This is a genomic window from Novosphingobium sp. (genome assembly GCF_041905565.1).
Taxonomy (GTDB): Bacteria; Pseudomonadota; Alphaproteobacteria; order Sphingomonadales; family Sphingomonadaceae; genus Novosphingobium.
Window position 1 is genome coordinate 1 of the sequence record NZ_JAYRKX010000002.1, and the last position, 26,986, is coordinate 26,986.

Annotated in this window: 21 protein-coding genes and 2 pseudogenes; 16 read left to right on the top strand and 7 right to left on the bottom strand. The window is 63.5% G+C overall.

Annotated elements, in window-relative coordinates; genetic code table 11:
- The first annotated feature begins 161 nt into the window (after positions 1–161).
- From ACE3N9_RS01945 to ACE3N9_RS01985, 9 genes are all read left to right on the top strand, one after another.
- Positions 162–950 (top strand): aldolase/citrate lyase family protein, encoded by a 789-nt coding sequence (locus ACE3N9_RS01945; RefSeq protein ID WP_196277350.1) that lies wholly within the window; start codon positions 162–164, stop codon positions 948–950.
- Positions 951–1,113: 163 nt separating this feature from the next.
- Positions 1,114–3,051, top strand: a complete 1,938-nt coding sequence (locus tag ACE3N9_RS01950; protein WP_374280341.1) for an SLBB domain-containing protein — start codon at positions 1,114–1,116, stop codon at positions 3,049–3,051.
- Entirely contained in the window at positions 3,048–4,178 is a 1,131-nt protein-coding gene (locus tag ACE3N9_RS01955; protein WP_196277342.1) for a capsule biosynthesis protein, read from the top strand. Before ACE3N9_RS01950 ends, ACE3N9_RS01955 begins: the two co-directional genes overlap by 4 nt.
- Before the next feature lie 17 nt (positions 4,179–4,195).
- Entirely contained in the window at positions 4,196–5,176 is a 981-nt protein-coding gene (locus ACE3N9_RS01960; RefSeq protein WP_196277343.1) for a glycosyltransferase family 2 protein, read from the top strand.
- Entirely contained in the window at positions 5,169–6,515 is a 1,347-nt protein-coding gene (locus tag ACE3N9_RS01965) for a hypothetical protein (RefSeq protein ID WP_196277344.1), read from the top strand. The genes ACE3N9_RS01960 and ACE3N9_RS01965 overlap by 8 nt, the downstream gene beginning before the upstream one ends.
- Complete coding sequence (locus ACE3N9_RS01970; RefSeq protein ID WP_196277345.1) at positions 6,512–7,555, top strand: NAD(P)-dependent oxidoreductase; 1,044 nt, start codon at positions 6,512–6,514, stop codon at positions 7,553–7,555. The genes ACE3N9_RS01965 and ACE3N9_RS01970 overlap by 4 nt, the downstream gene beginning before the upstream one ends.
- Positions 7,552–9,366 carry a thiamine pyrophosphate-binding protein gene (locus ACE3N9_RS01975; RefSeq protein WP_246465765.1) on the top strand — a complete coding sequence of 605 codons (1,815 nt, stop codon included), beginning with the start codon at positions 7,552–7,554 and terminating at the stop codon, positions 9,364–9,366. The genes ACE3N9_RS01970 and ACE3N9_RS01975 overlap by 4 nt, the downstream gene beginning before the upstream one ends.
- A gap of 10 nt (positions 9,367–9,376) precedes the next feature.
- On the top strand, positions 9,377–9,799 hold the full coding sequence (locus tag ACE3N9_RS01980) for a GtrA family protein (RefSeq protein ID WP_214652470.1): 423 nt from the start codon (positions 9,377–9,379) through the stop codon (positions 9,797–9,799).
- A 66-nt stretch (positions 9,800–9,865) separates the two neighbouring features.
- A complete protein-coding gene (locus ACE3N9_RS01985; protein WP_246465766.1) occupies positions 9,866–10,729 on the top strand; it encodes a class I SAM-dependent methyltransferase in 864 nt (287 codons plus the stop codon).
- A gap of 802 nt (positions 10,730–11,531) precedes the next feature.
- Here the strand turns inward: ACE3N9_RS01985 and ACE3N9_RS01990 are convergent.
- Positions 11,532–12,368, bottom strand: a pseudogene (locus ACE3N9_RS01990) (IS5 family transposase).
- Between the two features lie 1,000 nt (positions 12,369–13,368).
- Between ACE3N9_RS01990 and ACE3N9_RS01995 the strand changes: the two are divergent.
- The 3 genes and pseudogenes from ACE3N9_RS01995 (at position 13,369) to istB (ending at position 14,932) form a co-directional block, all read left to right on the top strand.
- Positions 13,369–13,668, top strand: coding sequence for a transposase (locus ACE3N9_RS01995; protein WP_343071052.1), 300 nt, complete (start codon positions 13,369–13,371; stop codon positions 13,666–13,668).
- A 194-nt stretch (positions 13,669–13,862) separates the two neighbouring features.
- A complete protein-coding gene (locus ACE3N9_RS02000) occupies positions 13,863–14,168 on the top strand; it encodes a hypothetical protein (protein ID WP_196275891.1) in 306 nt (101 codons plus the stop codon).
- Between the two features lie 11 nt (positions 14,169–14,179).
- Positions 14,180–14,932: pseudogene (gene istB, locus ACE3N9_RS02005) on the top strand (IS21-like element helper ATPase IstB).
- Between the two features lie 231 nt (positions 14,933–15,163).
- Here the strand turns inward: istB and ACE3N9_RS02010 are convergent.
- Complete coding sequence (locus ACE3N9_RS02010) at positions 15,164–15,874, bottom strand: Crp/Fnr family transcriptional regulator (protein WP_374280346.1); 711 nt, start codon at positions 15,872–15,874, stop codon at positions 15,164–15,166.
- Between the two features lie 193 nt (positions 15,875–16,067).
- Between ACE3N9_RS02010 and ACE3N9_RS02015 the strand changes: the two genes are divergently transcribed.
- Positions 16,068–17,438: a DUF1254 domain-containing protein gene (locus tag ACE3N9_RS02015; RefSeq protein WP_374280348.1), complete on the top strand. Its 1,371-nt coding sequence runs from the start codon at positions 16,068–16,070 to the stop codon at positions 17,436–17,438.
- 562 nt (positions 17,439–18,000) lie between these two features.
- On the opposite strand, the gene ACE3N9_RS02020 is transcribed toward ACE3N9_RS02015, so the two are convergent.
- Positions 18,001–18,954, bottom strand: a complete 954-nt coding sequence (locus ACE3N9_RS02020) for a sterol desaturase family protein (protein ID WP_374280350.1) — start codon at positions 18,952–18,954, stop codon at positions 18,001–18,003.
- On the opposite strand from ACE3N9_RS02020, the gene ACE3N9_RS02025 reads away from it, so the two are divergent.
- The 3 genes from ACE3N9_RS02025 to ACE3N9_RS02035 all read left to right on the top strand — a co-directional run bounded on the left by ACE3N9_RS02025 (position 18,931) and on the right by ACE3N9_RS02035 (position 22,909).
- Positions 18,931–19,836, top strand: coding sequence for a LysR family transcriptional regulator (locus tag ACE3N9_RS02025; RefSeq protein WP_374280352.1), 906 nt, complete (start codon positions 18,931–18,933; stop codon positions 19,834–19,836). The genes ACE3N9_RS02020 and ACE3N9_RS02025 overlap by 24 nt on opposite strands.
- Before the next feature lie 275 nt (positions 19,837–20,111).
- Positions 20,112–21,620, top strand: a complete 1,509-nt coding sequence (locus ACE3N9_RS02030; protein WP_374280354.1) for a serine protease — start codon at positions 20,112–20,114, stop codon at positions 21,618–21,620.
- Positions 21,620–22,909, top strand: a complete 1,290-nt coding sequence (locus ACE3N9_RS02035; protein ID WP_374280356.1) for a hypothetical protein — start codon at positions 21,620–21,622, stop codon at positions 22,907–22,909. Before ACE3N9_RS02030 ends, ACE3N9_RS02035 begins: the two co-directional genes overlap by 1 nt.
- A 13-nt stretch (positions 22,910–22,922) precedes the next feature.
- On the opposite strand, the gene ACE3N9_RS02040 is transcribed toward ACE3N9_RS02035, so the two are convergent.
- The 4 genes from ACE3N9_RS02040 to ACE3N9_RS02055 all read right to left on the bottom strand — a co-directional run bounded on the left by ACE3N9_RS02040 (position 22,923) and on the right by ACE3N9_RS02055 (position 26,958).
- Positions 22,923–23,681: a hypothetical protein gene (locus tag ACE3N9_RS02040; RefSeq protein ID WP_374280358.1), complete on the bottom strand. Its 759-nt coding sequence runs from the start codon at positions 23,679–23,681 to the stop codon at positions 22,923–22,925.
- Entirely contained in the window at positions 23,678–24,523 is an 846-nt protein-coding gene (locus ACE3N9_RS02045; RefSeq protein ID WP_374280359.1) for a hypothetical protein, read from the bottom strand. The genes ACE3N9_RS02040 and ACE3N9_RS02045 overlap by 4 nt, the downstream gene beginning before the upstream one ends.
- A gap of 27 nt (positions 24,524–24,550) precedes the next feature.
- A complete protein-coding gene (locus tag ACE3N9_RS02050; protein WP_374280361.1) occupies positions 24,551–26,356 on the bottom strand; it encodes a hypothetical protein in 1,806 nt (601 codons plus the stop codon).
- A 74-nt stretch (positions 26,357–26,430) separates the two neighbouring features.
- Positions 26,431–26,958: a hypothetical protein gene (locus ACE3N9_RS02055; RefSeq protein ID WP_374280363.1), complete on the bottom strand. Its 528-nt coding sequence runs from the start codon at positions 26,956–26,958 to the stop codon at positions 26,431–26,433.
- Positions 26,959–26,986 lie beyond the last annotated feature (28 nt).

The following is a 26,986-nucleotide window of genomic DNA, read 5'->3' on the forward strand; positions in this document are numbered from 1 at the left end:
GGGTATGGCCGAACTCAACCAATCCATGATCGAGGAGGAAAATCAGCCACTACACATCACCGCAAAGGCCGCCTGACGATGACCCAGGGCCACCGCCGAAATTACACCACGTTGACGGACGTGACCTTCTGGAGGTCTTTGTGAACATTGCTGAACGCCACATGCTTGACCTGTTGAAGCATGGTCGCGATTATTGCGGTTTTGTTGCTGTTAAGGCAGAGTTTGAGGCCGAAGGCACGCGTGCGGACGAACTTCTTCGGCTGCTGGAGGTTGCACACCGGGCCGATCTGAAGGTTGCGATCAAGATCGGCGGCTGCGAAGCGGTGTCGGATTTGCTGCAATGCCGCAATTATGGAGCCAATTACATTATCGCCCCGATGGTGGAAACGCCCTACGCCTTGTCCAAGTTCGTCGTTGCCAAGAACAAGGTTTACGGCAAGAACGAGCAGGAAACCGAATTCCTGGTCAACCTCGAGACGCAGGCGACGCTCGAGAATCTTGCCGGGATGGTGCCGGTTGCCAAGCAGGGCGGGATTGACGGGATCGTGTTCGGCCGCGTCGATTTCACCCTTTCGCGCGGGATGCCACGTGGTGCGATCAACGATCCCGCGATCACCACTGCGGTCCTCGAAGTCGCAGCCGCTTGTGCAGAGCATGATCTCGATCTCGTCGTCGGCGGCTCGGTCGCGGCCGAAGCTGCGGCGGCGCTCGCGCGTTTCCGCGCGGTGCGGCTCGACCGGTTCGAGACCCGCAAGGTCGTGTTCGATGGCGCTGCCGCCGAAAGCGAGTCGCTTTCGCTGGGTATTGCCACCGCGGTCGAGTTCGAGCTGACGTGGCTGCGCAACAAGCACGAATACTACAGTCAGATCGCCGGAGAAGATCTCACCCGGATCAAGATGATGGAAGAGCGGCAGGCCTCGCGCGTGCAGCTGGCGGCCGTCGGGCGCTGACTTCGGCGGGCTACGGGCAGCGCTCTTCGGGCCTGCCCGGACATACTCCATGTCGGCAGCTTTGGCGCCGCATGCTAGGGAGTTTTGTGTGGCGGGCCATTTGGGCCCATGCTGTGATGGCCTGATGAATCCCTGATCAGGCGAACCCGTGCACAGCTGATAGATGGGCAATCCGTTGAAAATCTCCAAGCTTGGATCTTGCGCTACACTGGCTTTGCTTGCGCTGTGCTGCGATCTGGTGGCGATGCCGGGCGTGGCGCAGGTCGTCGATCCCGGACAGGTCGCCTCGACCTATAGCGGTCAGGTTTCGACCGGCATGTCGCAGTCCAGCGCCGCCCAGAACGCCACGAACCGCGGCCTGCAGCCCGCGCCCAGCGTGCAGAGCAGCGCCATTCCGGACTATCGTCCGACGCAGCTCACGCTGCCCGCCGATGGCGAGGCTGCTGCCGAGCCGCGCCCCGTGGCCACGGATGAACCACTAGCGCGCCTGCGCCGCCAGCCTGCCGGTCCGCCCGGGGAATTCGAGGCGTTCGTTTCCGAACTCGTGGGCAAGCCGGTCCGCCGGTTCGGGTCCGATCTGCTCACCCCCAGCGCGCGGGATTTCATCGCGCCCCCGGTCGTTTCGGTGCCGCCCGATTACCGCATCAATCCGGGTGATGAGATCCGGCTCGGGCTGACCGGCAACGTGCAGGCCACCAACCTCAGGCTCAAGGTCGATACCGAGGGGCGGATCTTCGTCCCCGAAGTCGGCGCGATCCAGGTTGCGGGCGTGCCCTACCGCGATCTCCAGACCGTGATCGGCCGAGCGGTCTCGCGCCAGTACAAGGATTTCACCGCAACGGTCGGGGTCACCCGGCTCAACGGCATTACCGTCTACGTGACGGGCTTTGCTGCCGTGCCCGGCTCCTACACTGTCAGCAGCCTGTCGACGGTGGTGAACGCGGTGCTTGCCGCGGGCGGTCCGGCGGCCGGGGGCAGCTTCCGCTCGATCCAGGTCCGGCGCGGCGGCAAGCTCATCTCCGATTTCGATTTTTACGATTTCCTGCTCAAGGGCGACAAATCCGCCGATGCCGTGCTGCAGAACGGCGACGTGATCTTCATCGCGCCTGCCGGCGCGCAGATCGCGGCGATCGGCAGCGTGAACAACGAGGCTATCTACGAAGCTCGCGCCGGTGATACGCTCAAGGACGTGCTGGTCTATGGCGGCGGGGTCAACACCGTTGCCGACATTCGTCGCCTCCATGTGCTCGATCCGATGAGCGATCAGGGCTGGCAAGAACTGACACCGGAGGTTGCTGCGGCAACGCCGGCGCGGCGCGGGCTTGTGCTGCGCGTCCTTTCTGCCGTTGGCATCGCCCAGCCGCAGCAGCGACTGCCCGCGCTCGTCACCATCGGCGGCGAGGTGCAGAACCCCGGCCGCTACTTCGTGCAGCCGGGCACCACGCTTGATGAAGTGATCGCGAAGGCAGGCGGGCTTACGCCACAGGCCTACCCCTTCGGCGCGGTGTTCGTGCGCGACAGCCTGCGCCGCCAGCAGGCCTACAATTTCGCCAAGGCGGTCGACGAACTGAAAGTCTCGCTCACAGCGCAGCCGCTAGTGCGCTACGAAAATCAGGACAAGGACCACAGCGCCCGCCTTTCGGCCGTCGATGCGCTGGTAAAGCAACTCAATGGCCGCCGGATCGAAGGGCGTCTCGTCCTGCCGGTCGCGCCGAATGACCAGAGCCTGCCGGGAAGCTTCGTCGTCGAGAACAACGACAATCTCGTGATCCCCACCCGCTCGCTTGCGGTCGGGGTCTACGGCATGGTCAACAGCTCGGCCGATTTTCGCTACAATCCCGGCACCAAGGTGGGTGATTACGTGAAGCTTGCCGGGGGGGTCAACCGGCTGGCCGACCGCAGGCACGTCTTCATCGTGCGCGCGAACGGCACGTTGCTGAGCGGACGGGGCACGCTTTCGGCCGCGGCGCTGCCGGGCGATCTCGTGTTCGTGCCGATCGATTCCCAACGCGGCGCGTTCTGGGCGCGCTTCAAGGATCTGCTCAACTTCGGTTTCCAGGGCGCGCTCGCGAGTGCGTCGATCGTGGCGATCACCAAGTGACGGCTTGGCAGCGCATCGGCCGGCTGCGCGAACGCCGGATCCGGGTCTATGTGTACTGCGTGCTGGGCGCGGTTCTGGCCGTGCTCTGCCTCTTCCCGCGACCGTTCATGGCCCGCGCGAAAGTTGTGCCAGGGGATAACAACGCGGCCTCGCTGTTCAGCATGTCGGGTGCAGGAACGCAGCTGCAGAACCTTGCCTCGCTGTTCGGCGATCGCAGCGCGACCGAAGTGACGCTTCAGCTGGCCAAGAGCGATGCTGTCGGCCGCGACGTGGTCGCCCGCCTCAAGCTCGCCGGCCCGGGGCGTCCTTATGCCGACGAGCGCGCGGCGCTGGTTGCGCTGGAAAAGCGGGTCGACATTCATTCGCTGCTCGGCGGCATCATCGAGTTCGAGACGCGGGCCTATGATCAGGACTGGGCGCTTGATCTGACCAAGGCCTATGTCGCCGCGATGAGCGACCGCATGGGCGCCTATGTGCGCATGCAGGTCTCGCGCAAGCGCCGCATCGTCGAGGACCGGCTCAACAGTTCACAGGAAAGACTGGTGCAGGCGCAGACCCAGCTCGAGGCCTTCCGAAAGGCCAACCGCATTGCCGATCCCACCGCCCAGCTCGGTGAGCAGTTGACGGTGCGGGCAGGGCTCGAGGGCCAGCTTCAGGCCAAGCAGGTCGAGCTTTCCACGCTGCGCGACATTGCCGGGCCGGACAACCCGCGTCTTGCCGTCGTGGCGGGGCAGGTTGCCTCGCTTCAGGCGCAGATCGCCCGCGCGGCCACCGCGAAAGATGGGCAGGCCAGCCCTAACGTCGGTGCGATTTCGGAAACGGCGCTCGCCTACGCCCGGCTCTATCGCAACTTTGCTTTCGCGCAGGGCGTTTCCGACGTCTATCAGCGCGCCGCCGAAGAGATTGCGGTGCAGGAAATCGTCTCGCAGGACCGCGCCCAGCTTTCGGTTATCGACGTGCCCCATGTCGATCCCGACCGTTACTTCAACACCACCGCGGTGGCGCTTCTTGCGCTGCTCGCGGGGCTGATCGTGTTCGTCGAATTCTATGCGCCGGCGACGGGACTGTTCGATCCTGGCGCTGGACCACGCGAGACTGGCCCCACGCCAAGTGCGCCGGCCGATTGACGCAGGCGGGCCACAGCATGAACGATATAGAAGTCTCGGTCGTGATCCCCTGCCTTAACGAGGAAGAGAATGTACCGGGCATCTACGAGGAAGTCCGCGCCGAGCTCGTGAAGCACGCGCGTTCGTGGGAAATCCTCTTCATCGACAATGGCTCGAGCGACCGCACCCGCGAGCTGGTCCGCAAGATCTGCGATGCGGACAGCAATGTGCGGGCGATCTTCAACACGCGAAATTTCGGCCAGATGCGTTCGCCCACGCACGCGATCTATCAGGCCGAAGGCGCTGCCGTGATCGGCATGTGCGCCGATTTCCAGGACCCGCCCGCGCTGCTCGGCGAATTCATCCGCCAATGGCGTGAAGGCCGCATGATCGTGCTGGGCGTGCGGCGCAGCGAGGAAGCAGCCGGGGCCGTGCTCACTGCAGCCCGCAAGGCCGGCTACGGCTTCCTTGCGCGTAATGCGGACTATGCCGTGATCCCCGGCGCCACCGGTTTCGGCCTCTACGACCGACGCGTGGTCGAAACGCTCGCCCGCTGGCACGAGCCCGAACCGTTCTTCCGCGGCATGCTGGTGGAAAGCGGCTATTCGATCGGCCTCGTTCCTTACGACCGGCCGGAGCGGCGCGGCGGGCAGACCAAGAACGACGTCTTCGCGCTGCTCGATTTCGCGGTCTCGGGTCTTGCCGGCTCGTCCAAGGCGCTGCTGCGCCGACCCATCGTGTGGTCGCTCGGTTTTATGGCGCTCGGCTTCGCGCTGGCGATCTGCGGCGCGGCGGCAGCCTTTGCCGGCTGGGCCGCATGGCCGTGGGTCATCCTTGCCAGCCAGTTCGGCCTGTTCGGCTTCGGCTTCCTGTTCACCGGGCTCCTGGGCGAACAGGTGCGCATCATCGCCGAACGGACGCGGCGCGTCCCGCTGGTGATCGAGCAGGAGCGACTGAACTTTCCGCCGAGCCGCACCAGGCCGGTGCGCCAGCCGTTCGTCGTAGCCGAAGATGACTGAGGCAGCCGAACCGGATCGGCTCGATACCCTGCGGCTGGCCCTCCGCGCCACGCTGCACGAACTTGCGCTGCTGCTGCTCGTGCTCGCCTCGTTCGTCTCGGTCGTTCACTGCTTCTTCGAGACCGGATACCTGCCCCAGCCCTTCATATGGGATCCGCAGGATACCTTCATGGATTGGTTCAACACCGCCTACTGGGCCAATCACCGGGGCGCCTATTCGGTCTGGCGCTCGATCTATCCGCCCCTCTCGTTCGTGCTGCTGAGGCTGTTCAGCATCTCGTCGTGCTACGTCACCTCCTCGTTCGCGGCGCGGGATTGCGACTGGCTGTCGATCGTCACGATCCTCGCGTCCTATGTCGCGGCCATCGCCGTCTCCTACCTGGCCCTGCGCCGCAACGACCCGCGCACGGCGGTCATGCGCACGCTCGCCCTCGCGTTCGGCTATCGCTCGCTCTACGCGCTGGAACGCGGGCAACTGCTCATCATGTGCTACATCGCGATGGTCGTGGCGTTCGGCTTCTTCGCCACCTCGCGGCCGGTCCGCGCCATCGCCGCCGCGCTGATGATCAACTTCAAGCCCTACATGCTGGTGACGACCTTCGCCTGGGCGATCCGCCGCGATTGGCGGCAGCTCGAACTCGCCGCGATTGCCACCGTGCTCCTCTATCTGGCGACATGGGCCTTCGTCGGCGGCGGCAGCGTGGCCGAACTGCTTGCCAACACGGCCAACTGGATCACTTTCACGAGCGGCGATGTCGTTGGCGAGATCTACTATTCGACGAGCTTCAACGGCCTGTTCGGCGTGATTGACAGCGGCCGGTTCCCGGTACTGCGCTACTTCCGCTCCGACACCTACGAGACCTTCCGCTTCGTCCTGTCCACGGCGATGGCGGTGGCGCAGTTGACCGGCGTCGCGGCTCTGCTCCTCGCCTGGCTCCAGCCCAAGGCCGTCTCGATCACGCGGCTGGCCGCCATCGCGCTGCTGATCTCGCTGACGATCCGCTCGCCTGGCGGCTATACCGAGATGTTCCTCGTGTTCCTAGTGTTCATGGAGCCGTGGCGCGGCTTTGCCCGCATTGGCTCGATCACGATCATCTATCTCAACGCGCTCAACGTCGATTGGCAGATTTCGACGCTGCCGGTGATCCACGCGACGGCATGGCTCAGCGGCAAGGCGGTGACGGCGCAGTTCGGCATTGCCGTCGGCCAGTTCACGCACCCCATCGGCTTGCTCGCCGTGCTGATGCTGCTCTCGCTCGATACGATCCGTGAAGCGACGCTAACCTATCGCACACAGCGGCCCCAGCTTTCGTTCGGCGCGGCGCAGGCGGCGGCATGAGCCTGCATCCGATCCTCGCTGAAGACCTCGGCTGCGTGGTTGAGAGCCTTGCGGCGGACTGGCCCGCGCTACGCGGTGCGCGCCTGTTCATCACTGGTGGCACGGGCCTGATCGGGCGCTGGATGCTGGAAGCACTGCGACTGGCCGATGTGGCGCATGGGCTGGGCCTTGAGGTCGCGGTGCTGACCCGCGATCCCGCCGCCTTTGCCGCCAAGGCCCCCACGCTCGCCGCGTGGCCTGCGCTGCGGCTGGTGGCCGGCGATGTCCTCTCCCTGCAGCCCGATGGCGCGCGCTACACGCATGTGATCCACGGCGCGACCGATGCCAGTGCCGATCTCAACGAGAGCGATCCGCTGCGCATGTTCGATACGATCGTGGCCGGCACGCGCAATACGCTCGATTTCGCGCTGGCCGCGGGGGCTGGGCGCGTGCTATTCATGTCCTCCGGCGCGGTCTACGGCGGGCAGCCGTGGGACCTGACCCATGTCGACGAGGACTATCGTGGCAGTCCCGACCTCTCGACCCACCGGTCCAGCTACGGCGAAGGCAAGCGCGCGGCGGAAATGCTGTGCGCGATCTATCGCCGCCAGTTCGGGCTCGACATCGTGACGACGCGCATCTTCGCGCTGCTCGGCCCGATGCTGGCGCTCGATATCCACTTCGCGGCAGGCAATTTCATCCGCGATGCCATGGTCGGGCGCACCATCACGGTGAACAGCGACGGGCTGGCGGTGCGCTCCTATCTCTACACGGCTGACCTCGCGGCGTGGATGTGGGCCGTGCTGCTGCGGGCCCCAGCCGGCGCGACGTACAATCTGGGCTCGGAAGAGGCCGTTTCGATTGGCGAACTGGCCGAGCGCGCAGCGACCCTGCTTGGCAGCGGCCGGTTCGAGATTCTCGGCAAGCCGGATCATGGCTGGAACCCGGGGCGCTATGTGCCCTCGACCGCAAGGATCCGCAGCGAACTGGGCGTGGTTTTCACCGTTGATCTGGACGAGGCAATTCGCCGCACCGCAGCGTGGAATGGATGGACGCGATGACCAAGGTGAAACTTTCTGACTGGGTGGCGCAGCAACTGGTTGCGCATGGGGTTGGCGACGTGTTCATGCTCACCGGTGGCGGGGCCATGCACCTCAACCATTCGATCGGCACGCACGAGGCGATCCGCACCACGTTCTGCCACCACGAGCAGGCCCTCGCGATCGCGGCAGAGGCCTATGGTCGGCTGACCGGGCGGCTGCCGGTCGTCAACGTCACTTCCGGGCCGGGCGGCACCAACGCCATCACAGGCATCTACGGCGCCTTCGTGGATTCGGTCGGCGTCCTCGTGCTTTCGGGACAGGTCAAGAACGAGACTACGGTGCGCCACACCGGGCTGCCGCTGCGTCAGTATGGCGATCAGGAACTCGATATCGCCCCGATCGTGCAGACGATCACCAAGTATGCCGAGATGGTCACCGATCCGCAGACCATCCGCTATCACCTTGAAAAGGCGATCTACCTCGCGCGTTCGGGCCGCCCTGGGCCAACGTGGCTCGACATTCCGCTCGATGTGCAGGCCGCGCGGATCGATCCCGATACGCTCGATCCCGGCTTCGATCCCGCCGAACTCGACGAGCCGTGGACGAGGATCGACCTTGCCGCCGCAGCCGAGGCGATCATCGCGAAGCTGAAGACGTCCAAGCGACCCGTCGTCTTTGCCGGCGGCGGTGTCCGGCTCAGCGGCGCGCATGCGGCCTTCATCGAACTCGTTCAAAAGCTCGGCGTGCCGGTCGTCACCGGGTGGAACGCGCACGACGTGATCTGGGATGATCACCCGCTTTATTGCGGCCGCCCCGGCACGGTCGGCGACCGGGGTGGCAACATGGTCAACCAGAGCGCCGATTTCCTCCTCGTGCTCGGCAGTCGGCTCAATATCCGGCAGGTCAGTTACAACTGGGACAGCTTCGCGCGCGAGGCCTACAAGATCTGGGTCGATATCGATCCGCTCGAACTGCAGAAGCCTAACGTCAAGCCGGACATGCCGGTTGTGGCCGATCTCAAGGATCTCATCCCTGCGCTTATCGCCGCCGCGCCCGAAGGCCCGACCGAAGAGCAGCGCGAATGGCTGGAATGGGCGGTTGAGCGGCGGCGCAGGTTCCCGGTCGTCCTGCCCGAATACAACCAGAATGCCGTCTGTCATCCCTATGTCGCGCTTGATGCGATGTTCCAGGTGCTCGACGGGGAGGATGTGGTCGTCTGCGGCAATGGCAGCGCCTGCGTCGTCGGCTTCCAGACCGCGCAGATCAAGCAGGGCCTGCGGCTGTGGACCAATTCGGGCTGCGCCACGATGGGCTATGATCTGCCGGCCGCGATCGGCGCCTGCGTCGGGCTCGGCAATCCGCGCCGGGTGATCTGCGTGGCCGGCGATGGCAGCATCATGATGAACCTGCAGGAGCTGCAGACGATCGTCGGCTATGGCATGCCGGTGAAGATCATCCTGCTCAACAACAACGGCTACGTCTCGATCTTCCAGACCCACCGCAACTACTTCAACGGCGTCGAAGTGGGTGGCGGACCCAAGAGCAACGTGACGTTCCCGGATTTCTCCAAGCTGGCGGCGGCCTTCGGCTACGGCTACTGGCGGATCGACGGGCACGAGAACCTTGGCTTGTTGCGCGACGCGATCGAAGCGCCCGGCGCCACGATCTGCGAAGTCATGATTGACGAGAATGCCTCGTTCGCGCCTAAGCTAGGGGCCAAGGTCCATCCGGACGGGCGGATGACCTCCCCGCCGCTCGAAGATCTCTCGCCGTTCCTTCCGCGCGAAGTGCTGCGCGAGAACATGCGCATCACGTTGCTGGACGAATGACCGCGTGACGTTGATCGACCGCGTCCTCGAAAGTCTGCGCCGGGGCGAGCGCCCGGTGCGCTATCTCCTTGCCGGCGCGGCCAACACCGCGTTCGGGCTGTCGTTCTTCCCGGCGCTCCTGTGGATCTGGCCGTGGTTTGCGCGCAACTACATGGCGGCGCTCGTCCTGTCGCAGCTGGTCTGTGTCGTGTTCGCCTTCAGCACCTACAAGATCGGGGTGTTCCGCACGCGCAAGAACATCCTGCGCGAGTTCGCCTATTTCTCTTCCTATTCCTACATCGTCTTCGGGGCCAACTTGATTGCCTTGCCACTGCTGGTCCAGGGTCTGGGCCTCCATCCCATACCTGCCCAGTTCGGCTTTGCGATGGTCACGATGATTGGCAGCTACTTCTGGCACCAGGCCGTAACGTTTCGTTCTGATACAGGGACTTGATGATCGATGGCAGCCTTACTTGAACGGGCCTGCCCGTGCTGCGGAAGCACGCAGGCGAGCCCTGAAATGCGTAGCAAGCCCGCCGGCGAGGATGTCGGGCTCGATGGCCTAGTGCCGTTCTGGGAAGGGCTGCGCAAGGAGCGCATGTTCTTCACCTACGCCCGGTGCTCGGGCTGCGGCCTGCTCTATTGCCCGCGCTATTTCACCGGCGAACAGCTCGGCAAACTCTACGCCAATCTCGCGCCCAACATGGATATCGTGCCTTCCTCCGCCATCGAGGCAACGCAGCGCGGATACTGGTCTGCGGTGGCCCGCAGCGTTGCGCCGGGCGATTACCTCGAGATCGGTCCGGATGTCGGGCACATCGTCACCTCTGCGGCCGCTTCGGGCAAGTTCGGCCACGCCTGGCTGTTCGAGCCGAACCGGGCTGTGCACGATGTGCTGGCGCGCTCGGCCGGTGCGCTGCCGCACACGATCAGCGCGGCGATGGATGATTTCGGCGGGGTTCCCGATGGCACGATCAGCCTTGCCGTAATGATCCATGTGCTCGATCACATCATCGAGCCGCTGGCGATCCTGCGCCAGATCCGCGCCAAGCTGAAGCCGGGCGGGCGGATTCTGATTGTGACGCACAACGAGAAGTCGCTGCTGCGCGCGGTGATGGGGCGCACCTTCCCGCCCTTCTGCCTCCAGCATCCCGAGCTCTACAATCCCGAGACGATGACGAAGGTGCTGGAAACCGCCGGCTATGCCCGCGTCGAGGTCCAGCGCAGCGTCAATCACTTCCCGATCAGCTTCCTCGCGCAGCAGGCCGGGCAGACAATTGGGCTGGACGTCTCCCGTCTCCCCCTGCCAGACATGGCAGTGGGCCTCAAACTGGGCAACATGCTAACGATGGCCCAGCTGTCGAGTGCCGCCACTGCGAAGTGATCCGCAATTTCCTCGATTACACCTTTGCTGAAGGCCGCCTTAGCAAGTACAGAGGGTTGCTGATGCAGCACTGGTGTTAGGCGGTTTATGAGTAGCCCCTAGCTTTCCGATGAAGCCTCGCACAGGCTCTTTGCTTCGAGTGCCGTGTGCGTTTCTGGGCTTTCCTATCTCCGTTGAGCGCTGATCAAAAGATGCGCTGATCTCCACGGTCCAATCACCGATCGTAAGCGCCGTTGGACGGGACTGCTTGCAGATAATACATGACGATCATCACCGCAGACGACAGACCATCGAAAATGCGTTCTGCAGGATCAACTGCGTCTGACGAGGCCCCCAGCTTTCCAGCGTAGACTAAACGAAGACGTACTCGAACACAGCATTAGCTGATGGTAAAGTTGACGCTTACGACGGCCACGTATCCTCTTTTTGCAATTGTCAGTCTAATGTAAGATATATAGAGAAGGCTAACAGACAGATCTATTCATCAAAATTTCCGAATGTCTTAAAGATTTTCAAAAATAAACTGTCAATCCTACGCTATTGAAAATTAATGGAAAAAATATTCTCTTCAACCTATACTTCATTTGCTTTGGCGTCACGTTATGGCAAAATTGGGCGCGTCAGGTAACCTCTGAACCCGCCGATATCACGCGACCGACCAACTGTATTGTGTTACTCTTCAGATCATCCCGGTTTGGATAGTTCGGATTGTCTGTTAGCACAGCGACACGGTTTCACGACGGCTCAAGTGCGACCCTTCTAACCAGCAATCCATTATCGGCTCTAAGAGTCGGGTTCGAAACTAAGTCGTTGAGAGACAATGCCTTGCGGCACACCGAACAAAGGCTTGGACCGTAGCTACGAAGAGCCAAGCCGTGGCGGATGCGATGGTTTGCTCGAAGTCCTTGGCAAGTCGGCGATTTCGGTTGAGCCAGGCAATTCTCCTTTCGACCACCCACCGGCGGGGCAGGACTTCGAAGCCCATGACCTTGTCGGAGCGCTTGATGATTGCGATCATCCACCTGCCCAAAGGCTTCAGGGCATCTTTTAGCTTCTGGCCAGCATATCCACCATCAGCGAATATGTGCCTCAGCCAGAGAAACCGCTTTATGACGCCACCCAAGGCAATTGGAGCTCCCTCGCGATCCTGAATGTCGGCGGTATGGACAACGGCGAGAACCAGATTGCCTTCGGTGTCGGTGAGGATGTGGCGCTTGCGCCCTTTGATCTTCTTCCCGGCATCGTAGCCCCGAGGGCCGCCACTTGCCGTGGTTTTGACGCTCTGGCTGTCGATTACACCGGCGCTGGGCGTGGCCTTGCGACCCTGCGCTTCGCGGACCAGCATGAGAAGTCCACGGTTCAAGGCCTGCCACAATCCCGTATCGCGCCAGAGGTATAACCAACGGCGCACCGTTGAGACCGGAGGAAAGCAAGGCGGCAGCATTCGCCATGGCAGCCCACCTCAGAGCAGATAGAAGATGGCCTCGGCAATCCGGCGTATTTCCCACTTCCGTCGCCGGCGCGTTCTCGCTGGTGGAGGAAGAAGGGGCTGAAAAATGGCCCTCTCAGCATCGGTCAAATCTGTTGGCAAAGCCGACTCGCTTCGCGCATGGAGAGCGCGAGTGGTATCTGTCCGCATTGTTGTATGCAAGGTAGCTTCTGGCGAAACCCCTGAATCAACGACTGGGCAAGCTGTCAAGCTAAGCCGCTGATACCACTCAACTTAGTTTCGGATCTGGCTCTTAGAGCTCGCTGATAAGGCTGCCAGAGTGGCGTGGATGGTAGTTTACATTTGCATTGTTTCAGCGCGGCGTCTGCATAGGCTTAGGCAAACAGATGCAGGTTCGCCGATTCGCCTGACATGCCTACTTCTGGGCGGCATGGGGGCGCTCATCACTACGTGGCTTCCAGATATTCAGTTTGATCAGGTCTGGGTGTCTATAAGGCTCTCGCAGCAGTCCTTGGATAAGTCGGTATCGGGATGGAACGTCGGGACAGGCCTTAGTTAAGGAGGTCGCCATTTCTCCGTGCTGTCAAAAAATGCAGCACTCCTTTTTGGACGGCACTTTTTTGTTCTAGACTGATGGAACTGTGCTTGATTTATCTGCGGTTTATAGTAGCAGGGGAAGGCTGCCTCTGGAACAGCCCTTCGGTCGCACGGCAGTGGCAGGCGTTGATGAAATTGTGCGCAGCGCGCGCTTTCCTCATCGGCGCCTGCCAATAACCCCTAGCTTGATACATTCTGGCAAGATACTGCAATCCATATCACTGGATTGCGATGCTTTTATCGACAAGAAGGTTTTTGATAAGCGGCTATTTAAGTTCGGATGTAAATGCAAATATTGAATTTCTGGGGAGATTTATGGAGATGTGTCGTGGTTAAGTTTATGCAGGCGTTCTCGGTGTTAAAATAATCCGATATGACCTTTTATACAAAAAATGTGGTGAAAATCCGGAAGAGGTCACCATCGATCCTGTCCGATGGTTAACCGGATACTGCTGCAGTCGTAATGGTTAAGCACCTACGAAAGTCTAGGGTTCAGGTCTGGTTCCCGAATGAGCGCTGTATTGAGTATCTTTTCGAAGACCGGGTATCTGCAGTCAGGATTAAGCAGGCTGTGTCTCGCTTGTTGGTCACGATGCCCGCCTTCCATCTAACGGTCGGTGAAGCCGCTGATTGTAAGGCTCATGAGGATTTGATCGAGCTGCCCGCGCGCGCACCAAACGCGTTGCTCGCCGCCAATGATTACGACACCGACGCGATCCGGGCAGACCTCGCCGACAGAAAGATCGAAGCCGCCATACCCGGCCGGTCAAAACGCCGAGTAAAAATCGAGCACAATCGAATGCTCTACAAACAGCGCCACCGCATCGAGCGCATGTTCGGTCATTTGAAGATCAACCGCGCTATCGCCACCCGCTACGATCAGCTTGTTTAAGGACGGGTCACGGGGGCCGTAAGGCGACATCTACCTTTACGATTTGTCGCCTTGGCCTGATCGATTTCCCGGCGGGTAGTCTTCCGGGAGAGGACGATGGGTTGTCTCGATGGCGAGACATTGACGGCGATGAGTGTGCTGTTGAAGCAAGGGCATACGCAGAGTGCGGTTGCGCGACTGGTTGAGATTACTGCTTGGCGATTTTTGAGGGACGCCATTACAGTGTGCCCTTTCGCTTCTTCCGCCAGGACGTCGAGGGACGTGGGGTCTCTGGCAGGGTACTGTTCCTGAAGAACTGCGAAGTTGTCGCCGACCATCCGCGTGGAACCGAGGCGCTGGTCGTCATTGACCCCGCCCATTTCGAGGGTCCGAGCACGTCCCGGGTACTCGCGCCGCTGCCGCTGGGCCGGATGGGCCGCAAACTGCAGGAGATTGCAAGCGCTGGTGTCCAGCACCGCTCTTTCGACCTCTATGCGCTCGTCGCGGAGGTGGCTCGATGAACACGCCCCGGATGAGGCTCGATATCGATGCCACCCGCGAGAAGCTGTGCCAGCTTGCCTGTGGCCATGCCGCAGACACTCTCGATGACATGATTGGCGAGGCGGTGCGTGACGAGATCAGTGCGCACGTCTTCCTCGTCCGGCTCCTCACGACCGAACTTGCTGGCCGCGAGGAGCGTCGGGTGCGGGTCATGCTCAAGAACTCGAAGCTGCCGTCGGGGCAGACGCTGGAAAACTTCGATTTTGCCTTCCAGCTTGTAATCGAGCGCTCACGCATCGACACACTCGCCACTGGCACCTAGATCCGCAACGCCGAAGTGGTCCTGCTGCAGGGGGCGCCTGGCGTGGGCAAGTCGCACTTGCTCGCCGCGCTGGGCATCCGTGCGGTCCAACTTGGCTTCTCGGTCCAATACTACCGCTTCGACGAGCTCATGGCCGCGCTGCGCCACGACGCCCAGTTGCCACCGCCGCGCATCAAGATGCGCAAATACATGTCGAGCGCGCTGCTATTGATCGACGAGATGGGCTACGATCCGCTCAACCGCGAGGAAGCCAGCCTGTTCTTTCGCCTCGTCAGCTATCGCTATGGTAGCGGGGCCATGATCATCACCAACAAAAGCATCCGCGACTGGACCGAACTGCTTGCCGGCGACGAAGTCCTCGCCACCGCCATCCACGACCGGCTTCGCCACCGCGCCCATGTCCTCAACATCAAAGGTCGCAGTTACCGCCTGCGCGACCTCGAGGACCCCGTCAAGGCCTGATCGCCAATCTTCGTCGAAGAAATTTCAGGGGTGGGGAGCATGCTCCCCAACCGTGAAATCATACCTCTCATGCAGCGCGACACCTCGTAACACTGGGTGTCCATTGACACCGTGTTGACTGGCGATTTCGTAACCAATATCCGGCATCCAACTGGTTGGCCCCGAGCAGGCGGTGGGTTTGTACGTAACGTCAAGCTCGATCACCCGCTCATTGAGATCCCCAGCATCGGCTCAGCGGCAATCGAAACCCGCGAGTGATTTCGGCGCCTTCGGGTGGGCCAGCGCTTCCAGAGCGGCTGGCCTGAGGATGGTGATGCGATTGTAGTCTAGCGCAATGATCGCCTCTTCCTCCAACTTGCGCAGCAGCTTGTTTACGCTCTGGCGGGAGATGCCAAGCATCGCCGCCAGCTGTTCCTGAGGGAGCCGCAGTCCGAGTTCGACCTCGTCGGGACGTTCGATGCCGTGGATGAGCGACAGGTCGATCAATGTGCGCGCCAGTTGCTGTTCCAGCGTGCCCAACCTGACTGCGTCAAGCTGGCGCAGGCTTTCCCCCTGACGGGCGCACATCAGCAGAGCGACATCGCGCCACAGTATGGGATCACTGTCGAGCAGGGCTGTCAGCGCATCGCACGGGAGATGGAGCAGTACGGTATCCTCGTAGGCCCGATAGACATAGTGGATCGGGGGGGCAGCAAGCAGCCTGACGACAGCGAGAATCTCGTGCGGTCCCTGCACGCTCAGCACAAATCGGCGTCCATCGACGGATTCGCGCCCGATCTCCACTTCCCCCGCAGCAATCACGAACGCCTCCCGATGTTCGGGGTCACGAGCGAAGATTTCAGCCCCTCGCGGATGGAACTTGGCGTAGGCGATCATGGCAAGATCGGCGAGCCGCTCGTCCGGCCAGGTGGCAAACAGCCGACACTGGCGCAGCGCTTCCATGCGGTCCTTGTGAGACCATGTTCCTGTCTTTCCGCCCATCTTCGCCCTGCTGCCGTGCCCCTTTCGAGAGTTTATAGGCCGCCTCCGGGCACATCCCAATGGATTGTCGTCGGGGCGACAGATTTTGACCTTTGCAGCCGCTAGCCAGCAGAAAAGGGCCGAGGAGCAGGGTATGATGAGAAGAATTCTTGCAATGATCGCGCTTGCCGCGATGTTGCTGGGACGCGGTGCATGGGCACGGCCGGTGAGCGAGGACGAAGCCTACGCGATCGGGCTGGACGCCTATGTTTACGCCTATCCGCTGGTGCTGATGGAAGTGACGCGGCGCGTGGCGACCAGCCCGGGGGGAGCAGGTCGGCCCTATGCACCGATGAACCGCTTCGCGCACATGCGCACCTATCCCGATGCCAGCTTCAAGGATGTCGTGCGGCCCAATGCCGATACGCTCTATTCGACGCTATGGTACGATGTCAGCGACCAGCCGTTGATCCTGACCCTGCCCGATACGGGCGGGCGCTATCACGTCGTGCCTCTGATGGACATGTGGACCGATGTCTTCGCCACGCTCGGCACCCGCACGACCGGCAGCGGAGGGGGCAAGGTGGCGATCGTCGGCCCGCACTGGAACGGGAAGCTGCCTGCTGCCCTGCGGATCGTGCGCAGCCCGACGGCGAGCGGTTGGATCATCGGCCGGGTACAGACCAATGGCCCGGCGGACTATGATCACGTCCACGCCATCCAGAAGGGTTTTGCAGCTGCGCCGCTATCGGGTTCGAACAAGCCGGTTGCAGCGGGTCCGCCCGCCGTGCCCGCAGCTGTAGCCGCGCCGCTGCCGCCGGTCGAGCAGGTTGCGCAGATGAAACCGGATGCGTTCTTCGCCCTGTTCGCCAAGTTGCTGAAACGAAACCCGCCCCATGCCAGCGACTATGGCATGCTGCTGCGCATGGAGGCGCTCGGCCTGGTTCCAGGCAAGCCTTTCGATCTGGCGAAGACCGACCCGGCCATGCAGCGCGGCCTTGCCCGCGCAGCGCAGGATGGACTGCGCCGGATTACCGATCGACGCAAGGCGGTCCCCGTGACAAGGGCAGGCTGGAACGTGCTTGGCGGCGCTGTCGGGGTCTATGGCAACGACTATCTGCAGCGTGCCTTCATCGCCTTTGCGGGTCTCGGCGCGCTGCCACCCGAGGAAGCGGTCTACCCGATGGTGCGGCTCGATGGCGATGGTGTGCCGCTGACGGGCGCGTCGCAGTATGTGCTCCATTTCGCCAAGGACGAGATCCCGCCAGCCGATGCGTTCTGGTCACTCACCATGTATGGCGAGGACCAGTTCTTCGTTGCCAATCCGATCAACCGCTTTGCCATCGGCGATCGCGACAAGCTGGCCTTCAATCCGGACGGCTCGCTCGATCTCTATATCCAGAACGAGAGGCCCGGCGGAGACAGGGAAGCAAACTGGCTCCCCGCGCCAAACGGAGCGTTCTCGATGAACCTGCGCCTCTATCTCCCGCGTCAAGCGGTGCAGGAAGGGGCATGGTTGCCGCCTCCGGTGAAGCGGGTCCGTTGAGTTGACCTCTGCATGGTAAAGTTCACTGCGCAGCTTCTTGAACAGGCGCATGATCTCGGGTTCGAACAACAGAAGCCGCGTCGGACTTTTTTAAAAATGAGTCGATATCAATCCCATCATGTTAACGTCCTCGAACAACGAGCTCGCAATAACCGCTGTCGGCGTAAGCTGACACTTTAAGATCTACGCCAGACGGCCCGACATTGCTCGAAGGCCGTCGTACTGCGGGCTGACGTGACCGACATATAACGGCAATTGAAAGTCTGGAAAGTGGACCGAAGTGGACGACCAGCACACGCTCTGCTTGTGCCTTTGAGGACCTGAACCCAAGAAAAATGGGCACAAAAATGGGGGTATGACTGGGGGTATGGCATTGGGGGTATCGAATTTAATCTATCAAAATCAAATAATTACTGATCTTCCGGCGATCCCTCCTCCGCTACCAAATCTCTCAATAAATTCAGTGCGTAAGCCTCCTTTTTGAGGCTCGTAGCCATTCGCGTGGTTTTTGGGCGGTGCGCCATGGCTGAGCCGGGCTGACCGGGATTGCTCGGACAGGGCGCTAATCCTGCACCACCCGGTTGCGGCGATCCCGGCGTCGGACAGGTCCCAGCGGCACGAGCGGGAACAGTATTTGCCCGAGCCAATGGCGTTCACCGCCCGGCAGGCCATAACGCCATGGCCGACCTTCGGGAACGTGAAGCGTGCCAAAGAGCCGGTCGAACACGGTCAGCATGGTGTTGAAGTTGCGATAGGCCTTGCCGTCCTTGCCGTATCCGTGGTGCGTGTGGTGAATTCGCGGGGTGACGAGCAGCAATTCGAAGGCCTGGACGATGCGAAGCCCGCCTGGAACCCGGGCGATGATCGTATCGTCCCAGCGCCAATCGCTGTGGGTAATCACATTCCACAGCAGGATCGTGAGATAGAACAGCACGGCGGCCTCGGTCTGGCCGGCATAGAGCGCCAGCGCCGAAACCCAGCTGTAGGGGTGGATCAGGCCCCAGCAGAAGTTCGAGCGATAGAGCAGCGTCGTGTTGACGTAAGGGGCAGAATGATGCGTGCGGTGCATGCCGTAAAGGATGGGATGGCGATTGGAATCGTGGGCCCAGCGGTGCAGCCAGTACTGGGCGAATTCCGCCGTGATCAGCAGCACCGGAAACGCCGCCCAGGCGGGCACGCTGGCCAGCGCCCCCCGACCTTGCGGCAGGAGCGCGCCGATCACCAGTGCGGTGAGAAACGCCATGATCGGCCGCATGACAAACGCGCCGATGAAGGAAGCCGTGATGATGTAGCCGTCCTGCAGGCGGTGAACATTTCGGTGCCGGCCTTGCGCCACCTTGATCGCGAACAGCGTGGCTGCGCACACGAAAATCCATGCCTCGGGCTTCATTCCCATCTCCTTCAGCGACATTTGCGGATCGTGTCGGCATTGGAGCGCTATAAGTCCAATGCATTGCATTGACTGTTTTGATGCATGATGATCATATTCGGCATGAACATTCGCCAGATCCGCCATGCCTGCATTCTTGCCGAGGAAGGCAATTTCATCAGCGCCGCGCGGCGGCTCAACTTCACGCAGCCCGCGCTATCGCGCAGCATTCAGGGGCTTGAAGCGTCGCTGGACCTGCGATTGTTCGATCGCCTTCCGGGCGGGGTGCGGCCGACGGTCGAGGGGCGCCGGATTCTCGAACACGGCAAAGAATTGCTTCGCCTCGAAGCAGGCCTGCGAAAGGAAGCCGCGCTGCTTGCCCGCGGCGAGGCGGGCAGGATCGCGTTCGGCATCGGCCCGATGCTGGTTCCGCTGCTCGGTCCGGTGCTGTCCGATGTCCTTGCCGGTGATCCCGCTATCGATGTTCGCGTGGATATCGAGCCGGTGCATGTCCTGGGCGAACGGCTGTTGGATGATCGAATTGATTTCTTCATCGCCGATACGTCGCAGGCCGGCGATGCCGGGAAATTCGTGATCGAGCCTTTGCGCAGCATTCATGCGGGATACTATGTTCGGGCCGGGCACCCGCTTGCGGGGCGGGCCGGGCTTGCTCCCGATGACCTTGCGCCGTTTTCCATGGCTTCTCCCGCGCTGGGAGAACATCGCGCGCTGGTGCCCGAGACGGCCGCAGCCATTGCCTGTGAATACAGTGCCGTGCTCAAGCAGGTGGTCATGGCGACGAACAGCGTATTGCTCGGGATGGAGCTAGCCATGCAGCCGGAACTGGCCGAGGGCCGCATGGTGAAACTCGCCCTCGAACTTTCCGCCGGGGGATACTCGAAAGTCGGCGTCGTTGAGCGGAGAGGCTGCACGCGCGGCGCAGTTGCAGCGCGGCTTGTCGCCGCCTTTTCCGCCGCGCTGGGGGTAGAGGGAACCCCTTCTGACGCGGGGCGATCGCACATCGGCTGAATCGACTTGCGCCGGTTTCGCGCCGGCTGTCTGCCTAGTAGGCGAACAGTCGCCGTCCCTGCGGCGTGATCAGGTGCAGGGCGATAGCCAGGCGGCGAAAGTCCAATCCGGAATGCGCGATTCAAACAGAGCCCATGGCGTCAACAATACTGCGCGCGGCGTTGACCTTTTACGAAAGTTTCTTCAATTCTATCAAAGGTGAAGCAAGCTTGCGAGGCGGGGGAAGCGTGCAATTCCAGAGATTGATTGCGGTCATCGTCTGCGTCATGGTCGCCATGACTGGCAACTCCGTCGCAGCCGACGAGGTGCAGGACGCGGCGGCGGGCGTTGTCAGGGTTCTGTCGGTCGGTGAAGACTATTACGGATCGAGCACGACCAAGGGCACCGGCTTTGCGATTGCGCCCGGCGTGATCATGACCAACGCCCACGTGGTCGCAAACGCCTACAACACCACCGGCCGGGCGCTGGTGGCGATTGTGCCGTCCCGCGCGGCCAAGCCGATCCAGGCCCAGATCCTGGCCTATGACCAGGACAAGGACATGGCCCTGCTGCGCTTCCGGGGCGAAGCGATCGCGCCGCTCGCGATTTTCAGCGGACTGCTTCCGGCCGGCTCCAACGTGAACGCGCTGGGCTATCCGGCGAACGTTGACGCGGCGACCGGCGCGGACGAGCTGGAAGCGCGCGAGCCGGTGCGCGCGGTGGGCAACTTCTCGAACCTGGACCGGGTCAAGGGCATCGAAAGCATCCTGCACACCGCGAAGATCAACCAGGGCTCCAGCGGCGGGCCGCTGGTCGACGATTGCGGCCGCGTGGTCGGGATCAATACGGCGGCGACGGCGGACAATCGGGGCGGCGAATCCTTTCCCTTCGCGATCACGACGAACGAGTTGCTCGCTTTCGCCCGGCGCAACGGGGTGACCGCGACGATCAAGGCCGACGAATGCGTCACCGCGGCGGCGCGAGCCAGCATGGCCGCGACCGAAACGCTGAAGCAGGATCTGGAACACGAACGCGAGAAGGCGCGGCTCGAACTGGAACGCCTGCGGCTGGAAGGCGAACAGAAGCAGCGGGCGACCGAGGAAGTGCAGACCCAGCGCGAAAATCACCTGGCGGGGGCGGCGGTGCTGCTGCTGCTGGGCGGGATCGCGGCGGTGCTGGGCCTTAACCATCGCAGTGCCGGGCGCGAGGAACTGGGGCGCAAGTGGCTGATCGGTGGCGGAATCGCCGCTGCGGTGGCGGTGGCCGCGTTCTTTACGCGGCCGTCGCTGGCCGAAGCGGGCAATGCCCTGTCTGCGCCCGCGGCCCAGCCTGCGCCGACTTCCGGCGCCAGCCAGGGCGTGGTCGATGCCGGGCAGGCCGCGGCGTCAGCCAGCGGGCAGACCGCGCTCAGTTGCACGCTCGATCCGGGGCAGAGCCAGCAGACCGCGATGGAGCGCGATGTCGTGCCGGTGACGATCGACGGCGCGGGCTGCGTCAACGGCCGTACCCAGTACGCCAGGACCGGGGCGAACAGCTGGCAGCGCATTTCCGTGCTGAACGGCGAAAACACCGTCGTGCGCAGCAGCTTCGACATGGCCAACCGGACCTACACGCAGGAACGCTGGGTGGTTGATCCGGAGGTGATGGGCGAAGTGCGCCAGATTCGCGAGCGGGTGATGCGCCAGGGCTGCGTTCAGGACCAGGCCGCTCTGGACCAGTTGGCCGATGGGCAGCGCCAGGTGATCAGCGCGATCACCAGCGCGCCGGGCGAACGCCGGGTCTACAACTGCCGGACCGGCGGCTGATGTCGGCCTGGCGCAAGCCGGCGTGGCTGGTCGGGGCGCTGGTTGCGATCGCTGCGCTGGCGGCCTGGTGGACCGAACAGCCCAGCAACGCGCCGCGCGGCGTGCTGGCGGCGCTTGGTCCCGCCGCCGCGCGGTTCGACACCAGGGCCAACTACGCCACTTACTGGCAGAGCGAGGATGTGGTGCGGCCGGTGTTTCGCACCGGCAAACGTGAAGCGCGCGAATATGTCTGCGACCTGGCCGAACAGACCGCCCTGGCCGGCGAAGGCTGGCGCGAAAACGGCCAACTGACGCTCAATACCCAGCCGCGCCCTCGCGGCGCGGCATACCTGCGCCTGCGGCTCGATCCCCAGGGGGCCTCGTTCTATTCGCTTGGCACCGATAGCGGGTATACCGCTGCTCCGTTCAAGGTCGGCGGGATCGAACAGCCGATCGGATCGGGCACCGACAAGTTCATCTGCCTGTACCACGCCGCCAATGGCCAGCCCAACCAGGCCGGGGTCATGCCGCTGTGGTACTGCGGACTGGGGTTCAATCCGCAAACCGCCGAACTGCGCCTGACCGAGACGGACGGCATGCCGGACCTGTCGCGGGGCATCGTCCCGGTCCGCGTCACCAGCGGGCAGTGCCGGCCGCTGGGCGAGGGGCAAGTGCGCATGCCGCCCGCGCGGCAGCCGACATCGGCACCGTCGGCGCCGGCGGCCGAGCCGACGCTGCCACCACCCCCGCCGCCTCCGCCTTCGCCGCCAGTGGAACCGCTCGAAACCAGACCGGCCTATAGTGCGGGCAGCAGCATCTGCACGACATCGGCCGATGGCCGGCAGGTGTGGTGCGGGCCGGAAGCGACGATCTGCTCGTCCTCGCTCGACGGGCGACGGGTGGCTTGCGGCGGGCGGGCTTCGATCTGCACGTCATCGTTGCACGGCAACGATGTGGCCTGCGGCGGCGAAGCCAGCATCTGCACGTCCTCGCTCGATGGGCGGCGGGTGGCCTGCGGGGGGCGTGCCTCGATCTGCACGTCATCGCTGCACGGCAACGATGTGGCCTGCGGCGGCGAGGCGAGCATCTGCACCTCGTCGCTCAACGGCAAAGACGTGGCCTGCGGCGGGCGCGCCTCGATCTGCACCTCATCGCTGAACGGAAATGACGTGGCCTGTGGCGGCGAGGCGAGCATCTGCACCACCAGCCTGGATGGCTACGATGCGGCCTGCGGCGGGCGTGCCGACACCTGCACTTCGTCGCTGCGCGGGGCACGGGCCTGCGGCAAGGGGACCTATACCGCCGATTGACCGGCGCCGTGCGTCAGCCCGCTTCGGCGGTCTTCTGGCGCAACGCTTCGATTGCGGCGGTATCGGCCAGGCTGGTCGGCGCGGGCAGATCGCTTGCGGTCCAGCGCCCGCCCTGATCCCCTTCGACCACGGCGTGGAACAGGGCGCGGGTGTTCTCGATCAGGATCTTGCCCAGCGCGTCCGGCGCGTCCTTGAACAGCACCAGCCGCAGGTTCTTTTCGCCCATGCCGTCCCACACCGCGGGCAGCACGTCGATGGCCGAGGATTCGCCCTCCGCCTCGATCAGCTTGGCCAGCAGCCCGGTGTCGATCGCCGCGCCGAACTGCAAGGCGCCGCCCTGATCGGCGATGTAGCTGACCATGCTGAGCTTGCCCTGGCGGTAATAGGCCAGTTGCCCCTGCTGCGCCGGGATCACGGCAAAGCCGCCAGCGGGCAGGTACAGCCGATCGAGGACATCGGCGGCGGCATTGCCGGCGTCGTTCGCGGCCTGATCTGCGGTGCCTTGCTTGCGCGGGGCGAGGATCTTGTCGGTCGCCATCAGGCCGTCCTTGTCGATCAGATGAACCGACATGGCGGCGCCATCTCCGACGAAGAACAGCGCCCGCGTGCCGTCTTCCGATACATAGGCCTTGCGAAGCGCGGCCAGCTGCGCGCCCTGCGCCGCCGCGCCGAATTCGATCGGGGCAGGGACGATGATCCGGTTCTGGAGATCCGGAGTGCATGCCACCATGATCAGGGCGGCAGCGGCAGCCAGCCAGTTGCGCTTGTTCATTGCACTTTCTCCAAACGTCCCTGGAGTGCACCCTTTTCGTAGAAGCTGGTCTTGGCCAACTGCGCCAGCAGCACCTTCAAGGCCTCTGGCGAGAGCGGCAAGGCGCTGCCGATGGAATCGAGCGTGAAATCGTTGTCCTTGGCCCATTCCAGCTTGAGCATGGTCCGGCAGGCCCCGGCGATGTGCCTTGGCAGGGCCTCGCCTTCTGGGTCGAACCCGCAGCGTTCGACGGCCTTGTCGCCAATCTTGTCGAAGATGGTCAGCGCTGCACTGGTCATCGCATCCAGCATCAGCACCTGGCTGTCCTGGCCCAGCAGCGAACGCCCCTTGAGCTTGCCGAGCAGGATGATCCGGCCCACGCCGTCGCATGGCTTGGACAGCCCCTCGCACAGCGCTGACTGGTCGACGATCGTGAAGCCGAGATAGAGCGCGTCCAGTTCGGTTTCGGCAAGCTTTTCGAGAGTGCCGCTATCGGCCATGTCGCCAATGTTGCGGCCGGTCCGGATCGTGGCGACCCCGCCCGGAAACACGGCCTTGCGCACGGCGCTGTCAATTTCGGGATCGATCTTGGCCAGGGGCACGAAATAGATCCGCGACGGCACGTCCTTGGATCCGGGCGGCGGAACGATCAGGTAGCCGCGGCCATCCGGGCTCTGCTGGATCTGGTTGCCGGCCGCCGGATCGGCCGTGGCATCGCCCAGCAGCACTGCATTGGGCAGCACCCATTTGGCCAGCCGATCAGGCTCCCCGCCCCCGCCAAGCAGGTTGCAGCCCGCCAGCGCCAGGGCCAGCCCCATGGCCAGCAGCCCCTGGCCCGCGCGCCGCATTCGTGATGCCGTCATGATGCCCCCTGTCTGCTCCATAGGTTTCTAGCGCCTGCCCGCCGGCATTCGGATCAAGGTGTTGTCCCAGACCTTTTCGAACAGTTGCGGCGATTGGAACTGCCCGTTCGCGAAGCGGAACCGCGCCCGCATCGGCACCTGATCGGTCAGCAGCAGGCGGTTGACGTTGTTCGATTGGAGCCGCCCGGTCAGGCCTTCGGCGTCCCGGCCAAAGATCAGCCCCATCAGCCCGTCCGAAAATGCCATCATGCCGGCTTCGAACGATCCGTCCCGCGCGTTGGAGAAGCTGTTGCGGATCGTGAAGCTGCAATCATAGGTTCCCGCCGCCGGGCGGGTGCAGCTTTTTCCGGTCACATCGAAGCGCACGCGCCACAATTGGCCGCCCATCGCGCCGCGCGTGCTCAGCTCGAAGCGCGAACCGGGGACCTGTTGCAGCCGGACGGCGCCGGTGGTCGATTGCGAGATGCGGGCCAGATAGCCAACATAGGCGTTCAGGATATCGCCGTCGGTCGGGGGATTGGCGCCCGACCGGCTGACCGCCAGCCGGGCCGCTTCCGCCGCGACGGCCGCCTGGGCCGCGCGTTCGCGGGCGCGGGCCTCGGCCTGGGCTTCGGCGGTGCGGGCGTTCGCCTCGCGGTTGGCGATAGCCGCGATTCGTGCTTCGCTGGCGGCCCAGATGCCGGACCGCCCCGCCGCCGCCAGTGCGGCGGTCAGTCCGGGGCTGGATTCGTATTCGGCCAGTCGGCCTTGCAGCGCGCTGCTGCGCAGGCCGCTGTCGATTTCGGCGGTGAAGGCTTGTTCGAAAGTGGCCGCCAGCCGCTCGAACTGGCGGCCCAGCGCGGCGCGGGCCAGCGCGGGCTGCTGCGCCGGAGCATGGGCAGCGGCGCAGCCGTCCAGCTCGGCCAGGCCGCGTTCGATCTGCAGGGCGCGCTGCACCGGCAGCGGCCCGGCGCCGTCCAGCTCGGCCGCGATCGCCTGGTCCAGCCTGGTCAGCACGCCGCTGTCGCGGAACGCCGCCAGGCTGGCGGCCAGTTGCCGCGCCTGCTGCGGATCATAGGCGGCGGCCAGGGCGGCATCGATCTGCGCGATCCGGTTCGATGCCTGGATCCGCGCCGGCTGGTTGGCCATCTGCGCCTGGAACTGCTGCTTTTCCTGCATGACCTGCGCGCGATACCGGAAATCGAACATGCGATTGATCCGGAAATCGAAGTAGTTGAGCCGCTCGATCTCCCAGGCCGAAGGTTGCAGCCGGCCAATCGCCTGCAGGCGTTCGCGCCGCAGGCCGGCGAGGTCGGCGCTTGTCTGCCGGCGCAGGGGCAGCTGGGCCAGGGCCTGGCGGGTCGAGGCCAGCGCGCCAGCCACTCCGCCAGCCGGGAACAGATCGGCCCGGTCCAGCGTGGCCAGGGCGCAGGAATTGGTCGCCGCGGAGCCGCCGCTTGCCGCTTGCCCGGCATAGCCCATCGCGCCGGCCAGGCCGACCGGAACGAATTGGACCGTGCCCTTGATCCCGCGCAGGTTGGCCCGCAGGCTGGCCGGCTTGCCACTGGGGCACCCGGCAATGCTGAGCGGCAGGCCATCGCTGGCCGTCAGCGCGCAGGACGAGCCGCGCCGCCCGTTGCTGCGCATGACATAGGTCAGCGGCGGGTTGTCGGTAACGTCAAGGCCGTCCAGTGCGGTCAGGACATAGGTGCCGTTGCCAAGATCGGCCAGTTCGACCCAGACCGGCGTCCAGTTGTCCATCCGCCCGCGATAGACCTCGACCGGCGTTCCCGCCGGCCCATAGGACTGGGCCCACGCCGGCTGGCCAAGCGCAAGGCTGGCGAGGCCGGTCATGGCGGTGATGGCACGCACTGCCCGCGAAGCTGTCAAACCGGGTCTCCCGCAAATTGCGCCGATTGGCCGCCGCATCAGCGCGGCACCGGCTGATAGATCGTCTCTGGCTGCAGGCTGCCGCGCCGGATCAGGCTGAGCGCCGCTGCTTCCAGCGCGGTAAACGAGCGGAAGCCGCAGACCTTGCGGTCGGTGCCATCCCGCCCGACCCCGGGGATGCTGGCAACCCAGTCCTCGCACAGGGTGCGATAACGCACCACACTGCCATCCGCGCCGCGCCGGACCAGCCCGTATGCCATGGCATAGCCCGAGTAGCTCATCGGCTCGGACACGAGGAAGTAGCCTTGCCCCAGTTCAAGGGTCTGCATGCGCTTGGTAGTGGCGCCGTAATTGACGGCGGGGTGTTCGTAGACCGAAAGAACACCCGTTCCCGTGCGGGTAATCGAAACCCGCCGGGTCGGATTCAGTTCATTGAATGCGTAAGTATACTCACCCTCGAATCCTGAATCGCTGAGGGTCTGGCCGGCCAGCAGATCGCCGCGCGACATCCAGCAACCGGACAGGCACAGCGAGAGGAAGATCATGCCAAGCCATCTCGAGAGCATTTCTTGCTGTCCCCAGTAAAGCGTTAAG